General features: G+C 66.3%; 15 protein-coding genes. 4 read left to right on the top strand and 11 right to left on the bottom strand.

Annotated elements, in window-relative coordinates; translation table 11 throughout:
• Window positions 1–5: 5 nt before the first annotated feature.
• The 8 genes from gspN to gspG all read right to left on the bottom strand — a co-directional run bounded on the left by gspN (window position 6) and on the right by gspG (window position 5,749).
• Window positions 6–806 carry a type II secretion system protein N gene (gene gspN, locus ACTJLF_RS21230; protein WP_132752307.1) on the bottom strand — a complete coding sequence of 267 codons (801 nt, stop codon included), beginning with the start codon at window positions 804–806 and terminating at the stop codon, window positions 6–8.
• Window positions 807–822: 16 nt separating this feature from the next.
• Window positions 823–1,371, bottom strand: coding sequence for a type II secretion system protein GspM (gspM, locus tag ACTJLF_RS21225; protein WP_132752308.1), 549 nt, complete (start codon window positions 1,369–1,371; stop codon window positions 823–825).
• Window positions 1,368–2,579, bottom strand: coding sequence for a type II secretion system protein GspL (gspL, locus tag ACTJLF_RS21220; protein ID WP_132752309.1), 1,212 nt, complete (start codon window positions 2,577–2,579; stop codon window positions 1,368–1,370). Before gspL ends, gspM begins: the two co-directional genes overlap by 4 nt.
• A 126-nt stretch (window positions 2,580–2,705) precedes the next feature.
• The gene (gspK, locus tag ACTJLF_RS21215; protein WP_132752310.1) at window positions 2,706–3,731 is read right to left on the bottom strand and encodes a type II secretion system minor pseudopilin GspK; all 1,026 of its coding nucleotides are present in this window, start codon (window positions 3,729–3,731) and stop codon (window positions 2,706–2,708) included.
• Entirely contained in the window at window positions 3,728–4,423 is a 696-nt protein-coding gene (locus ACTJLF_RS21210; RefSeq protein ID WP_132752311.1) for a prepilin-type N-terminal cleavage/methylation domain-containing protein, read from the bottom strand. Before ACTJLF_RS21210 ends, gspK begins: the two co-directional genes overlap by 4 nt.
• A gap of 3 nt (window positions 4,424–4,426) precedes the next feature.
• The gene (gene gspI, locus ACTJLF_RS21205; RefSeq protein ID WP_132752312.1) at window positions 4,427–4,819 is read right to left on the bottom strand and encodes a type II secretion system minor pseudopilin GspI; all 393 of its coding nucleotides are present in this window, start codon (window positions 4,817–4,819) and stop codon (window positions 4,427–4,429) included.
• A complete protein-coding gene (locus tag ACTJLF_RS21200; protein WP_019654498.1) occupies window positions 4,816–5,334 on the bottom strand; it encodes a prepilin-type N-terminal cleavage/methylation domain-containing protein in 519 nt (172 codons plus the stop codon). Before ACTJLF_RS21200 ends, gspI begins: the two co-directional genes overlap by 4 nt.
• Entirely contained in the window at window positions 5,309–5,749 is a 441-nt protein-coding gene (gspG, locus tag ACTJLF_RS21195) for a type II secretion system major pseudopilin GspG (protein ID WP_019654497.1), read from the bottom strand. Before gspG ends, ACTJLF_RS21200 begins: the two co-directional genes overlap by 26 nt.
• 50 nt (window positions 5,750–5,799) lie before the next feature.
• On the opposite strand from gspG, the gene ACTJLF_RS21190 reads away from it, so the two are divergent.
• On the top strand, window positions 5,800–6,447 hold the full coding sequence (locus tag ACTJLF_RS21190) for a type II secretion system protein N (protein ID WP_132752313.1): 648 nt from the start codon (window positions 5,800–5,802) through the stop codon (window positions 6,445–6,447).
• A gap of 60 nt (window positions 6,448–6,507) precedes the next feature.
• Here ACTJLF_RS21190 and ilvA read toward each other — a convergent pair whose 3' ends face one another.
• Window positions 6,508–8,124 (bottom strand): threonine ammonia-lyase, biosynthetic, encoded by a 1,617-nt coding sequence (gene ilvA, locus ACTJLF_RS21185; protein ID WP_132752314.1) that lies wholly within the window; start codon window positions 8,122–8,124, stop codon window positions 6,508–6,510.
• Window positions 8,125–8,334: 210 nt separating this feature from the next.
• On the opposite strand from ilvA, the gene ACTJLF_RS21180 reads away from it, so the two are divergent.
• The gene (locus ACTJLF_RS21180) at window positions 8,335–9,306 is read left to right on the top strand and encodes a hypothetical protein (RefSeq protein WP_440883881.1); all 972 of its coding nucleotides are present in this window, start codon (window positions 8,335–8,337) and stop codon (window positions 9,304–9,306) included.
• A 124-nt stretch (window positions 9,307–9,430) separates the two neighbouring features.
• Here ACTJLF_RS21180 and ACTJLF_RS21175 read toward each other — a convergent pair whose 3' ends face one another.
• Window positions 9,431–10,669 carry a porin gene (locus tag ACTJLF_RS21175; protein ID WP_126182630.1) on the bottom strand — a complete coding sequence of 413 codons (1,239 nt, stop codon included), beginning with the start codon at window positions 10,667–10,669 and terminating at the stop codon, window positions 9,431–9,433.
• A 292-nt stretch (window positions 10,670–10,961) separates the two neighbouring features.
• On the opposite strand from ACTJLF_RS21175, the gene ACTJLF_RS21170 reads away from it, so the two are divergent.
• Window positions 10,962–11,411 carry an OsmC family protein gene (locus ACTJLF_RS21170; protein WP_354424558.1) on the top strand — a complete coding sequence of 150 codons (450 nt, stop codon included), beginning with the start codon at window positions 10,962–10,964 and terminating at the stop codon, window positions 11,409–11,411.
• A gap of 17 nt (window positions 11,412–11,428) precedes the next feature.
• On the opposite strand, the gene coq7 is transcribed toward ACTJLF_RS21170, so the two are convergent.
• Window positions 11,429–12,058 carry a 2-polyprenyl-3-methyl-6-methoxy-1,4-benzoquinone monooxygenase gene (gene coq7 / locus ACTJLF_RS21165; RefSeq protein ID WP_440883880.1) on the bottom strand — a complete coding sequence of 210 codons (630 nt, stop codon included), beginning with the start codon at window positions 12,056–12,058 and terminating at the stop codon, window positions 11,429–11,431.
• Window positions 12,059–12,337: 279 nt separating this feature from the next.
• On the opposite strand from coq7, the gene ACTJLF_RS21160 reads away from it, so the two are divergent.
• On the top strand, window positions 12,338–13,115 hold a 778-nt coding region (locus ACTJLF_RS21160), incomplete at its 3' end, for a porin (protein ID WP_440883879.1).

The following is a 13,115-nucleotide window of genomic DNA, read 5'->3' as shown; positions in this document are numbered from 1 at the left end:
GAGGATCAACCCAGGGTGATGATCGAACGCGCGTTGTCGCGCCGTCCGATGATGTTCAACAAATTGGAAAGTGCGTCTTCGCGGCCGGGCGCGGCGCTGGCTTCGCCGTTGAAGCGGAAGGAGGTGCCGGTCCAGCTGCCGCTGCCGTTGAGTTCGAGGCTGCCCTCGCGCGTGCTCAAAAGCAGCGTGGGGCGGCTGCCGCCTTCGAGCGTGAGCCGGTAGCTGCCCATCGGCCGCAGCGTCGAGAGGCTGGATGAAACGTCGGTCGCGTCGAGCGTCGCCTGTCCGGCGATGCGCAGCGCGGGGCCGTCCCACTGCATCGCGAAGGCCTTGGTGTTCAGGTCGAGTGCGCCTTCGAGCTTGAGCGTGTTCCACGGCGCGCCCAGGCCCATGAGCAGGGTGGCGGGCCAGCGCGAGCGGCTGTCCTGCCATTCGACCAGCATGCCTCCGGCGCGCGGGCTGGCCTTGAGTTCGAGCGGCTGCGTGGCGCAGCACGGCAGGTCGAGGCTGGCGGAGATGCCGCTCCAGCTCGGGCGCATGCGCCAATGCAGCAGGCCCGGCAGCGACACCGCCTGCATGCCGCCTGCGCCGCTGGCGAGCACGACCGCGGCCGTGCCGTTCCACACGGTGCCGCGCGGGTTGGTCAGCACGAGGCGGCCCTGGCTCCAGCTCGACAGCGCGCCCGACAGCCAGCGCGCGGGCGCAAAGAGCACCACGGCCAGCAGCACGCCGACGACCGTGCCGAGCAGGGCCCAGCGCCAGCCAAGGCGTGGTCGCGATTCGGGGATCGGAGGGCGGCTCAGCATGCGGGTCTGCTGTTCCTCATCGCGCCGCGGGCAGCGCCATGACGATGGTGCCGTCCCATCGGACCTGCGGCGTCTTCGGCGCATCCTTGGCGCCGGAGGAGGAGGGCGGCGGCGCCGAGGCCGGCGCACGCGTCAGGTGGACTTCGCGCGGCACCGCGTGCGCATTGCCGCGGGCCTGTCCGAGCCATTGGGCGACGGTGGACGCGGGCGCGGCACGCAGCGAGACGCTGGCCGCACCGTCGCCGCCGGATGCCATGAGCTGCGCGTTGCTCGTGCCGAGGCCTTCGCGCACCGAGGTTTCGAGCGCGCGCATCGCGTCGTCGCGGTTCAGCCGCGGCTGCGACTGCAGCGCCTTCGCGCGGGCCTGCAGCGTGGCCATCTGCTGCAGCTGCGCATCGAGCTGCGCGTGTTCGGCCGGTGCGGCCGACAGGGTGCGCAGTGCGGGAGCGAGCGCGATCCACCAGAGCAGGGCCAGCGCCACGAGTGCGGCTGCGGCTTGGACCATGCGGCGCTCGCGCACTTCCAGGGTGGCCCAGCGGGCCTTGAGCTGTTCGCTGAAATTCATCGGTTGGCCTCGGCCTGCACCAGCAGGAGGTCGCCCTCGGTGCGCACGTTGTAGCCGCGCGGCGCCATGGCGCCAGTGATCTGCGAGACCTCCGAGGGCTGCAGCCCCAGGCCGCGCAGCCGCAGCTGGCCGGCGCTGTAGTCGACGGCGCTCGGCACCTTGCCAGGCGGCAGCAGGGCCGCGAGCGCGCCGACCATGGGTTCGAAGTCGCTGTTGGACACGTCGCCCACGGCCTGTTGCAGCGATGCGACCTCGCGCTGCATCTGCACCGGCGCATCGACCACGATCTTCACCGAGGGAAAGGTCTGGGTCAGCATCGCCTTGGCGGCTTGGCGCTTCGATTCGAGGGCGTTGCGCTCCTTCCATGCCCAGGCGTTCAGGCCGATGAGCTGGGTCAGCAGCAGGGCGATCACGCCCCAGCGCGCGGCGCGCCACTCGGGCGCATAGCGCAGCGTCTGCACCACCGAGGCGAACTTCTTGCCGGCGCGCGCGCGGCCGGTGACGGCGAGGTCGAACTGCGCGAGTTCCCAGGGCGTGCGGGTGGCCTGCAGCCAGCGCTGCGGCGACTTCACGATCGGCACGGGGCGCTGCAGCAGGTGCTCGGCGGCCTCGGCGACAGCGGGTTCGGTGGTGATGACCGCGGTGTCCAGCGGCAGGCCGTCCGACAGCGCCTGCCCCGCGCCGGCCAGCGGCAGCGAGACCACGCCGTCGGCGTCGCACACCGTGAGCCGCGCAGTCTCGGGCTCGCCGGTGACCAGCAGCAGCGGCGGGCCGTCGACCGGCTGGGGCGTGAATTCGGGAACGATGCGCACCACGCGCCGGCCGGCCGCCTCGAGCCCGTGCACGACGCTGCGCAGCCAGATGCGGTTGCAGGCCGCGACCCATACCGGCGCGCCGGCCTTGGCATCGGGCTCGAGCGCGAAGTGCAGGGCTTCGGGTTCGTCGAGCAGGTGCTCTTCGAGCAGGCCGTCGAGCACGGCGCGCAGCTTCGAGGCGCTGCCCATGCTGCCCTTGGGCAGCGTGACGCGGTGCCAGGAGAGAGCCGCGGACGGAATGCCCAGCATGACCTCCGTGCTCGAAGGCAGCAGGGCCAGCAACGCACGGCCCTGGTCGCGCAACGCAATGCCGTCGTCGCCTGCCTGGGCCCAGTCGTACTCGCCCGCGGCATCGGCCGGGGGGAGGGGGGCAATGAGCAGCAGGGGAGTCATGTGGATCTTGGAAAAGCCGGTGATTGTAGGTGCGCGTCCGACAAGGCGGCGCTCTGTTTTTCATAGCGTATCACGCAGATGTGACGCGCGCTGGAAGGCTTTTTGGCTACAAATGGTGCATCAAAATCAGGGTTTGACCGGAGTGACCGTTGCGCCGGCGCCGCGCGTGCGCCAGATCGTCGTCACAGTGACACCGCTTCGCTGTAGCAACGAGCGTTCCTCCACGTAGGTGCGATCGAGCCGCAGCTTGCCGTAGACCTCGAAGAACTGGGTGCCCACGCCGTGCTGGGCGGCGTTGAAGGGCGCGGTGCCGCTGGGCAGGGCGGCGTTGGCGGCGGCGATGTCCTTGAAGAAGGCGCGCGAGCGGCGCTCCACCAACTGGCGCGCGCTGGCGATGTTGAGCGACTCCATGCTGGCGCTGATCGCCTCCGCGCTGGCCGTGTTGAGGTTGAGCGTGGTCTTCACCGGCAGGATCGTCACGTAGGGCTCGAGCGCCGCGGCCGTCGATGCGGAGAGGCCGAGCCACACGAGTTGCGAGACCTGTTGCGGCATCAGTGGAGCGGCACCGGAATCTGCACCGCTGGTGTTGTTGGTGCTGCCGTCGGTCGAGGTGCCGGTCGCAAGCGCTGCAGCGAGGCCCGTGGTCATCAGGCTGAGCTCCGATGCGGGCAGGCCCAGCATGTTGAACAGGCGCGTGAAGGTGGCGACGCCCGCGGGGGACGGCTTGCCGTTGTCGACCAGCGAGAGCACGTTGAGCTTGGACTGCGCATCGACGATGCGGCCCGAGAGAAAGGCGTCGGGCAGCCCGTCGAGGTTGTCGCTCGCCACGTTCTTCTCGGCCGAAAGGAAGCTGGTGAGCCGCGCCTCCTCCAGCGGAACGGCCCAGGGCTCGCCCAGGTGGTCGGGGCCGCCGGCACGGCCGTCTTCCCCGAGGATGAGGCGGGACCAGTCGAGCGCCCCGATCAGCACCCAGGCCGCCTGTACGCGCGCGCGCTCGGCGCCTTCGACTTCGGCCGAACGCCACTGCTGCCAGAGCGCGGCGGCAGCGAAGGTGGCCACGAGCATCACCGTCAGCATCGCGGCGAGCAGGGCGGCGCCGCGCTGGCTGCGTCGTGCGCTCTTGGCTGTGCTTGTTTCGGGCGTCGGCGTCATGAGGTTTTCGGCGCTCCGACGGTCGGCTTGACCCAGTCGCGCGTCAGCGTGCCCGAGAGGCCCTCGCCCGGCGGCAGCGTGATGACGAGGCGCACGCCGTCGGGCATGGCGACGACCGGGCCCGAGGGGTTGTTCGGGTTGGGCGGGGTAACCGGCAGCTGGCTGGCCGGCACCCAGCTGTTGTCGCGGAAGAAGAAGATCTGCCAGCTGTTGGCCGGCACCAGCGCAACGTCGCTGAAGCCGCCGTTCGAGCCGACGCCGCCGTCCTGCGCCCAGGCGGCCGCGAGGTTCCAGGCCTGCTGCCATTCGCCGCGCGTGGTGAAGGGCAGCGATTGCCAGCGCCGCCAGCGCACGCCATCGGGGCCCGACTTGAGTGTCCAGGCCACCACCTGCACCGCGGGCGCGGTGTCATCGCTGCCGCGGCGCGTGAGCCGCAGCACCCGGCCGTCCCAGTCGATGGGTCGGGTCTGCGCGAGCGTGGTCACGGCGTCGAGGTCGGCGCCCCATTGCGCCAGCGTGGCCTGCAGCGTGAGCACGGCATCGGCGCGCTGCTGGTTCTGCGAGGTGGCGCGCGACATGCTGTCGAGGCCGCGCCAGCTCACGAGCGAGAGCAGCGCCATCACCGCGATCGCCACGAGCAGCTCGATCAGCGTGAAGCCGTGCAGGACGCGGGCACCGTGGCGTTGCCGCATCGTTCAGTACCTCCCCACCACGGTGGAGATGCGCAGGATGGGCGAATCGGCCTGGTCGCGCACCTGCACGTCGACACGCCGGAAATTCGGGTTCAGCGTCGGAATGGTCGAGGTGGTCACGTTGAAGGAGGCGCCGGCCTGCAGGCAGATCGAGCCCGAATCTCCCACCGCCGGCATCTGGCGCGACAGGCGGGCCTTGGCGAGTTCGTTCTCGGCACACAGGTCGGCCAGCACCAGGTCGGACTGGCGCTGCGCATTGCGCGTGAGCGACATGGTCGCCTGCGAGCCCGCGGCCAGTGCGATCGCGACGATGCCGAGTGCGATCAGCACCTCGATCAGCGTGAAGCCGCCGATGCGGGAGTCGGCGTGCAAAGCCGGAGCGCGTCGCGCTTTCATTGAACCGCCGACACGGTGAAGGGGCGCACCCCGTCGGTCGAGATGCGCAACGCGCGCGCGGGCGGACCGGCGGAATAAAGCATGACCTGCTGGGCCGCGATGATCGGGTCGGGCCCGAGCTGCAGAGCGGGAAGCTGCGTGCCGTTGGCGAGCGAGATCTGGGCGGTGATGCCCTCGGCGGCCCAGCCGTCGGGCAGCGAGCCGGGCAGGAGCCCGTCGAACCTGAAGCTGCCCTCGACCGGCCGCCACCGCACCACGATGCCGCTGGCGCGCGACTGGGCGCGGGCCGATTCGAGCAGGGCGGCCAGGCGATCGGCCTCGCGGTCGAGGTTGGCGGCGTTGGTGTCGCGGATGGCGAAGCTCACGGCGGCAGTGGCGATCGCGATGATGGCGATCACCACGATCAGCTCCAGCAGCGTGAAGCCGCGGGATCGGTGGATGCTGGTGCGTCGGTGCGGGTTGCGGGGCAGTGCGCCCGTGCCGCCGCTGCTACTGCCAGCTGCCGATGTCGGCATTCTTGCCCTCGCCGCCGCTCTGGCCGTCGGCGCCGAACGAGAGCACGTCGATCTCGCCCTTGATGCCAGGGTTCAGGTACTGGTAGGGATGGCCCCAGGGATCATTGGGCAGCTTCTCGACGTAGGGCTTCCAGTTCGGGGCGGCCGGGCCGGTGGTCGGGCGGGTGAGCAGCGCCTGCAGGCCCTGCTCGGCAGTGGGGTAGCGCTGGTTGTCCAGGCGGTAGAGCTTGAGCGCCTGCATCAGGTTGTTGATGTCGGTCCGGGCGGCCGTCACGCGGGCGTCGTCGGCGCGCTCGATCACGTTCGGGACGATGAGTGCCGCCAGCACGCCGATGATGACCAGCACGACCATCAGCTCGATCAGCGTGAAGCCGCGTTGGACGGTACGGGTAGCGGCACGAAGGAATTTGTTCATAGCTTGGGCAGACATGATTCGGAAGGCGCGCTGCATGATAATCCGCGGCCATGACAAGTCCTTACTCCGCCGCCCGCTGGCATGCCCCACTTGCCACGACGGGGCTTTGGGCGTTGGCGGCCGGCGCTGCGGTGTTCTGGGCGCTCCGGCTGGCGGCCCCGGCAGATGCCGTCGCGGCCGCCGCGACCATGCCGCGGCCTTCCGTGGCGGCCGATTCCGATTCGGTGGCACGCCTGCTGGGCGTGCTGCCCGAGTCGCGCACGGCGCCTGTGGCGCCGGAAGCCGCCAGCCGGTTCGCGCTGGCCGGCGTGGTGGCCGACCCTTCCAAGCGCGGCGCGGCGCTGATCTCTATCGACGGCAAGCCGCCGCGCCCTTTCCGCGTCGGCTCGACGGTCGGTGAGAGCTATGTGCTGCAGTCGGTGGGCCTGCGCTCGGCCACGATCGGCATGCAGGCCGAGGGACCCGCGGCCTTCACGTTGCAGCTGCCGGTGCGGGCGCCGATCAGCGTTTCCAGCCCTGCGCTGGCAACTGCGCCCGTGGTGGCCGTGCCGCCCGCGACGATGCCGGCAGTGGCCGTTCCGCCACAGACGCCGCAACAGCAGATCCAGCCTCCGCCGCTTCAGCCCGGTGGCGCGTTGCTGCAACAGCCGGCTTCGATGGGGGCGCCGCCCCTGCAACAGCAGGCGGTTGCGCAGTAGTCGCCCAGCAAGTATCCAGGAGCAAGAAGCGAAGCCGGCCGCGCGCCGGCTTCTGCTTTTTCAGGCCTGGAGGAAAAGCCGGTATGCCGGGTTGGCGGTCTCCTCGACGTAGGGATAGCCCAGCGTCTTGAGGAACGCGTCGAATTCTGCGGACTCGCCGGCCGGCACCTGCAGGCCGACGAGGATGCGGCCGTAGTCCGCGCCCTGATTGCGGTAGTGGAACAGGCTGATGTTCCAGCTCGGCTGCATCAGGCTCAGGAACTTGAGCAGCGCCCCCGGCCGTTCGGGGAACACGAAGCGCAGCAGGCGCTCGTCGTGCGCGAGCCCGGTACGCCCGCCAACCAGGTGCCGCAGATGCTCCTTGGCGAGTTCGTCGTGCGTGAGGTCGAGCGCGTCGAAGCCGTGCGCCGCAAAGGTCCGCGCGATGAGCGCCGACTCGCCGCGCGTCGAGGTCGTGAGGCCGACGAACACATGCGCCTTGGCCGCGTCGCTGATGCGGTAGTTGAATTCGGTCACGTTGCGCAGCGCGCCACCTCCGGTGCCCGGCGCTTCCGACTCGCTGGCCGGCATCTCGCCGATCAGTTCGCAGAAGCGGCGGAAGCTGCCGCGCTCCTCGGGCATGGTGACGGCGAACAGGGCCTCGCGCTCCTCGCCAACCTCCGCGCGTTCGGCGACGAACCGCAGCCGATCGAAATTCATGTTCGCACCGCACAGGATCGCGGCGTAGGTCTCGCCGTGTCTGCCATGCTGTGCGACGTATTCCTTGATGGCCGCGACCGCCAGCGCACCCGCCGGCTCGACGATGCTGCGCGTGTCCACGAAGATGTCCTTGATGGCGGCGCAGACGGCGTCGGTGTCGACGGCGATGTATTCGTCCACCAGTTCGCTGGCGATGCGGAAGGTTTCTTCCCCGACGAGCTTGACGGCCGTGCCGTCCGAGAACAGGCCGACATCGGGAAGGTTCACGCGCTGATGCGCAGCGACCGATTGCATCATCGCGTCGGAGTCGTTCATTTGCACGCCGATCACCTTGATCTCGGGGCGCACCGCCTTGATGTAGTTGGCCACGCCGGAGATCAGGCCGCCGCCGCCGATCGCGACGAACACCGCATCGAGCGGGCCTTGATGCTGCCGAAGGATCTCCATGGCGATGGTGCCCTGGCCGGCAATGACGTCGGGATCATCGAAGGGATGGACGAAGGTCAGGTTCTGCTTTGTCTGCAATTCGAGTGCGTGCAGATAAGCATCGGAATAGCTGTCGCCATGCAGAACGATTTCTCCGCCGAAACCGCGCACTGCATCGATTTTGAGTTTGGGTGTGGTCACCGGCATCACGATCACCGCGCGAGTGCCGAGCTTGCGGGCGCCCAATGCGACGCCTTGCGCATGATTGCCGGCCGAGGCGCAAATCACGCCGCTCGCCAAGTGCTCGGCACTCAGATGCGCCATCTTGTTATAGGCGCCGCGAAGCTTGAAGCTGAAAACAGGCTGCTGGTCTTCGCGCTTCAATAGAACGGTGTTGCCGAGTCGTTCGCTGAGCGCGCGCGCCTTCTCGAGCGCGGACTCGACAGCAACGTCGTAGACCCGGGCGTTGAGAATTTTTCTGAGATAGTCGGCGGGCGTCAGCTTTGTTTTAAGAGGTGCGTCTTGCACGATTTTTTCCAAGGGAGTTTTCATTTGCTAACTGCCGATGATAAGAGGCATCGAGATTGCATGCGAGATATGGCATGGACACAAATGTCATAAACCTCTTCCACAAGGCGCCAGCTGCCAAATGATTCGGGATTTTTTGGACGCACCTATCCCGCGATCCATACGGCCGCCGATCAAATTACAAATGAGCAAAATCTGTTATCAATTTCTGTCAGTGATCTTTCGAAGAGGCTGATGCAGGCGGAGGCCGCGCGCGTTCAGCGAAAAGAAATCGGACGTGCTACGTGGCAGGTGATGGGCAACAGATTGCGTGCGCACATCGTTCCGTTGCTGGGCGATGTGCCCGTGCAATCGTTCGCGACGGCTGATGCGCAACGCCTGATCGATCACCTCGGAGAGCAGGGCTTCACCAGTACGACCATTGCCCAGTACCTGGTGCTGCTGCGCAAAGTGGTGATGCACGGCGTGCACATCGGCGTGCTTCGCGACGCGCCTGCATTCCCGAAGGTCAAGGTGCGCAGCCAGCCGCGTGGCAGCTTCAGCGTTGCGGAGTACCGCGCGATCATCAAGACGGCGCGTAGCCTGCGCGGGCATTCGCATCCGGTGCTCGATCAGCTTGCCGCGGGCGAGCGCTTCTGGATCGCGCGCGAGTTGCTTGCGATGCCGCATGAACTGCCATGGCTGGTTCGCTGGATGGTGAACACCTTCGTCCGCCCGAGCGACATCAAGTTCATGAAGCACAGGCACATCGAGGTGGTGCGTGGCAAGCACGTCTATCTGCGGATGAACCTTCCGGAGACCAAGCGGCACAGCCAGCCGATCGTGAGCCTGTGTCCTGCCGTGCGGGTCTATGAATGCCTGCTCGCCTACCGTGATGAGCATGGGTACGGCGGCGCGGAAGACTATGTGTTCATGCCGCAGCTCAAGAATCGGGAGCACGCCCTGGCGGTGCTCAACTTCTTCTTTCACTGGGTTCTCGAAAAAGCTGGGCTTGAGAAGGGGCCGTTGGGCCAGTCGAGGACCTTGTACTGCCTGCGCCATACCGCCATCACGTTGCGGCTTCTGTACGGGCAAGGAATCGACATGCTGACCTTGGCGCGCAACGCGCGCACGAGCGTCAACATGGTCGAGCGTTTCTACGCCTCGGTATTGAGCGGAGAAATGAATGTGGGGTTGCTGCAGAGCCGGCGTAGCCGGACAACCTGAAAGAGAACGGGGAAAACGAGAAAAAGCCGCCCGGCGTGAGCCGGGCGACTTGAGGCATGTTTGCCGCTTCGAACTGGCAGGAGCCAGCATCGGGGTCAGGCAAAGAACTTGAAAAGTTCGACGATCAGAATGCGTGGCGAATGCCGAAGTCGTAGCCCGTCGAAGTCTTCGGCTTGAACACATTCTCGGAGGCCTTGTAGAAACCGGGGCCGCCGACCGTCAGTGCTGCGCCGTTCTTGTTGCTGACACGAGCGATCGTTGCATACAGAGCCGTTCGCTTGGACAGGTTGTGCACATAGCCCAGCGCGAGCTTGTTCGCCTTTGGATCGGGGGTGTTCAAGCCGTAGGGATTGAACGGCTTGTTGTAGTCGTACTTGACGCTCGAGTAGGCTGCACGGATGAGTCCCGGGCCGACCGGCACGGTCACGCCGAGCAGGTAGCCGTTCAGATCCACGTCTGGACGGGCTCCGATGATGGGCGTGATTTCGTAGTCGCGCGAATTCTTGGCGCGCGACACTTCGCCGAACAGCTTCACGGGACCGAAGTCGTACGAGGCGCCCAGGTTGAACGTCTTCACGTAGTCGGTGGTGCCTGCGTAGTACTGGTCGGCGACCGTGCTGTTGCCGTACGAAACCGCCACGTCGAGCGGGCCGTTGGCATAGCCGAAGCGGCCCCCGATGTAACGGCCGGCGCGGCTCTTGGAGGTGCTGCTGTCCTTCGGCGTGAAGCCGCCTTTGCTGTACTTGTCGTTCTCATGGAACGCGTACATGACCTGGCCGTAGAAACCGCCGAGATTGGATGGCAGGAAATAGCCGATCGAGTTGCTGGCGCGGGCGTAGTTCTGGTTGCCCCCGAAACCGCCGGTGTCCTTGGCGCCATAGGTCTCGGCGTTGAAGCCGTTGGCGGTGTTGATGAGGTTGCTGCCGACACCGTTGGTGCCGAAGGGATCGAAGACGGTGTCGTTCCAGAAGGTCGGGGTGTAGTCGCGGCCCAGGCGCAGTTCGCCGAAACCGCCCGACAGGCTCACGGTCGAACGACGTGCGAAGCTGGCGACTCCGGTTGCGCCGTCGTCATTGGTGATGGGGGCTTCGAGCCAGAAGCTGGCTGCGAGGCCGCCACCCAGGTCTTCGGTGCCGCGAAAGCCGAGGCGGCTCGAGTTGTAGCCCGAGTTGGCCAGAGCCCTGCGGCTGACCTTGACGCTGCCCAGGTTCGTGTAGGTGGGAACGCCGACGCTGTTGGGCAGAACGGTGGGCTTCAGGTCACGCGAACTGGACGAGTACCCGCTGATCGACGTGTCGACCAAGCCAAAGAGATTGACGTACGACTGAGCCGAGGCAACACCGGCAACAGCCAGGGCAGCCAGAGCAACTGCCCTTTCAAGGCGAGAAACTGCCCTTTTGGCCCAGTGAAACTAGAGTCGCCGCCGCGTAGGCAGCGGTCTCCGGAAAGAAAAAAGCCCCGAGCTTTGCAGCTCGGGGCTAAATCCACCAATTGGAAGGGTGGAGGAGACAACTTGCCGCGCATACGTTTGCGCAATGAAATAAAGTATATCGGCTGTTTGTTGCGATGCAACAAGCGAGTGACGCTTTTCCCACACATTCATGGGTGCTGTTGTGCATTTTGCCCGGCATCCTCGACCTGGAACCCCGAAAACCATGGAATGCACAGTAAGTTGGACCGGCGACGCGGGCACGCGATCGGCCATGGGCTTCGTTGCCGAGACGGGCAGCGGCCACGTCCTGATGATGGACGGCGCCCCCGACGCCGCCAAGCCGGAAAACGGCGGACAGAACCTCGCCGCGCGGCCCATGGAGACCGTGCTGGCCGGAACCGGGGGCTGCACCGCCTACGACGTGGTGCTGATCCTCAAGCGGGGGAGGCACCGCGTCGAACGCTGCAGCGTCAAGCTGACCAGCGAGCGGGCCGAGAAGGACCCCAAGGTCTTCACCAAGATCCACATGCATTTCACCGTGGCCGGAAAGGGAATTCCGGCTTCTGCGGTGGAGCGCGCGATCGCGCTGAGCCACGAAACCTACTGCTCCGCAAGCATCATGCTGGCCAAGACGGCCGAGATCACGACCAGTTTCAATCTGATCGAAACCTGAGCAGGGGCCCGGCTGGATCAGATGCGGTGCGCCAGCGTGGTCATCACGCGGGAAGCCACACGCATCAAGGCCTTGGCGGGCGTCGGGAGCTCCGCCGCACCGGCATCAACCGCCTGGGACGCATGGCGGGCCTCGTCCAGCTTCATCTGCTCGACCACCGCCCGGGAGGCGCTGTCCTGGGCCGGGAGACGGTCCAGATGGCTGTCGAGATGTGCCTCCACCTGGCGTTCCGTCTCCGCGACGAACCCGAGGCTCAAAGGGTCTCCAAGTCGGCCCGCGACGAGGCCGAGGCCGAATGCGCCGGCATACCAGAGCGGGTTGAGGATGGAAGGGCGCGCCCCCAGCTCGTCCAGCCGCTGGCGAGTCCATGCCAGATGATCGGTTTCTTCGTGAGCTGCCTCGATGAAATGGGCTCGCAGGGCGGGATCGCTCGCCACGGCTGCCTGCGCCGTGTAAAGCGCCTGGGCGCAGACTTCGCCAACATGGTTCACCCGCATCAGGGCTCCGGCTTCCCGCCGCTCGGCGTCGGTCAATTCGCCTGGGGTTTGTGACGGGGCAGGCAGGGCGCGCGTGGCATGGGGACGGGCGAAAAGCGTGCGCAGCGCCGAGTCCGCCGCGGTCAGGACAGGGTCGATCATGAACGTCATGCATCTATTTGAACGCACATGGGAGGGGCCGCGCCGATCCGGGCGATTTTCATAATGTGATGTATCAGGGGGTCTAAGTCCTTTGTTGCAAGCGTGCAACGAAACGCGCGGGCCATCCAAGATTTCGGGAGATTTGTTTTGCCCTGCCGCAGCGGCTCTGGTGCAATAGCATCAACTTCCCAAAAGGAGGTTGGCCCGGGGTCCGGTGGGAGCACAAAGTGCCAGTCACGGTGAGCCCTTCGCACCGGAGCCCTATGTTTAACCTTGGAGAAACTTGCAATGAAAAAATCTCTAGTTGCTCTGGCTGCCCTGGCTGTTGCCGGTGTTGCCTCGGCTCAGTCGTCCGTCACGCTGTTTGGTGTGGTCGACGCGTCGATCAGCGGCTATTCGAGCACCTCGCGCGACCTGCGCCCGACCGTGTTCCCCAACGCCTTTGGCATTCCGACGTACCTGAACCAAGGTTCGGTCAAGGTCAGCAACCGTCAGCTGGCTAACTCGGCCTATAACTCCAGCCGTATCGGCTTCCGTGGTACGGAAGACCTGGGCGGTGGCCTGGCAGCCAGCTTCTGGCTCGAAGCTCCGATCAGCAATGACGACGGTCAAACCGGTATCTCGACGTTCGCACGTCGTTCGACCGTGAGCCTGTCGGGTGGTTTCGGTGAACTGCGTCTGGGTCGTGACTACACCCCGACGTTCTGGAACGACACCGTGTTCGACCCGTTCGGCACCAACGGCGTTGGTACCAACCTGATCTCGACGGCCAACACCAGCTTCGGCGCCTTCAACGGCACCGCTCCGACGGCTGTTCCCGGCGTGCCCAACGTGAGCACGAGCAACTATGTTCGCGCAAGCAACAGCATTGGCTACTTCCTGCCCCCGAACCTGGGTGGTTTCTATGGCCAAGTGATGTACGCCTTCAGCGAGAAGAACAAGTACAGCCCCGCTATCGCTACCCCCGGCGGCGACAACACCACGCGCACCGGCCGTTACATCGGTGGTCGTTTCGGCTACGCCAACGGTCCTCTGGACGTTGCTATCGCTTACGGCAGCAGCACGG

Source organism: Variovorax sp. 22077 (assembly GCF_052044195.1).
Classification (GTDB): domain Bacteria; phylum Pseudomonadota; class Gammaproteobacteria; order Burkholderiales; family Burkholderiaceae_C; genus Variovorax; species Variovorax atrisoli.
The sequence above is the reverse complement of the archived record's forward strand: the minus strand, read 5'-3'. Positions and strand labels throughout refer to the sequence as shown.

What these genes read in the sequence shown, in the direction of transcription:
- ACTJLF_RS21210 (WP_132752311.1), bottom strand. Translation starts at nt 4,423, where the DNA reads ATGCGGCAACGCCACGGTGCCCGCGTCCTGCACGGCTTCACGCTGATC.
- coq7 (WP_440883880.1), bottom strand. Translation starts at nt 12,058, where the DNA reads ATGACGTTCATGATCGACCCTGTCCTGACCGCGGCGGACTCGGCGCTG.
- gspM (WP_132752308.1), bottom strand. Translation starts at nt 1,371, where the DNA reads ATGAATTTCAGCGAACAGCTCAAGGCCCGCTGGGCCACCCTGGAAGTG.
- gspI (WP_132752312.1), bottom strand. Translation starts at nt 4,819, where the DNA reads ATGAAAGCGCGACGCGCTCCGGCTTTGCACGCCGACTCCCGCATCGGC.
- gspL (WP_132752309.1), bottom strand. Translation starts at nt 2,579, where the DNA reads ATGACTCCCCTGCTGCTCATTGCCCCCCTCCCCCCGGCCGATGCCGCG.
- ilvA (WP_132752314.1), bottom strand. Translation starts at nt 8,124, where the DNA reads ATGAAAACTCCCTTGGAAAAAATCGTGCAAGACGCACCTCTTAAAACA.
- ACTJLF_RS21170 (WP_354424558.1), top strand. Translation starts at nt 10,962, where the DNA reads ATGGAATGCACAGTAAGTTGGACCGGCGACGCGGGCACGCGATCGGCC.
- gspN (WP_132752307.1), bottom strand. Translation starts at nt 806, where the DNA reads ATGCTGAGCCGCCCTCCGATCCCCGAATCGCGACCACGCCTTGGCTGG.
- gspG (WP_019654497.1), bottom strand. Translation starts at nt 5,749, where the DNA reads ATGAACAAATTCCTTCGTGCCGCTACCCGTACCGTCCAACGCGGCTTC.
- ACTJLF_RS21190 (WP_132752313.1), top strand. Translation starts at nt 5,800, where the DNA reads ATGACAAGTCCTTACTCCGCCGCCCGCTGGCATGCCCCACTTGCCACG.
- gspK (WP_132752310.1), bottom strand. Translation starts at nt 3,731, where the DNA reads ATGACGCCGACGCCCGAAACAAGCACAGCCAAGAGCGCACGACGCAGC.
- ACTJLF_RS21180 (WP_440883881.1), top strand. Translation starts at nt 8,335, where the DNA reads ATGCAGGCGGAGGCCGCGCGCGTTCAGCGAAAAGAAATCGGACGTGCT.
- ACTJLF_RS21200 (WP_019654498.1), bottom strand. Translation starts at nt 5,334, where the DNA reads ATGCCGACATCGGCAGCTGGCAGTAGCAGCGGCGGCACGGGCGCACTG.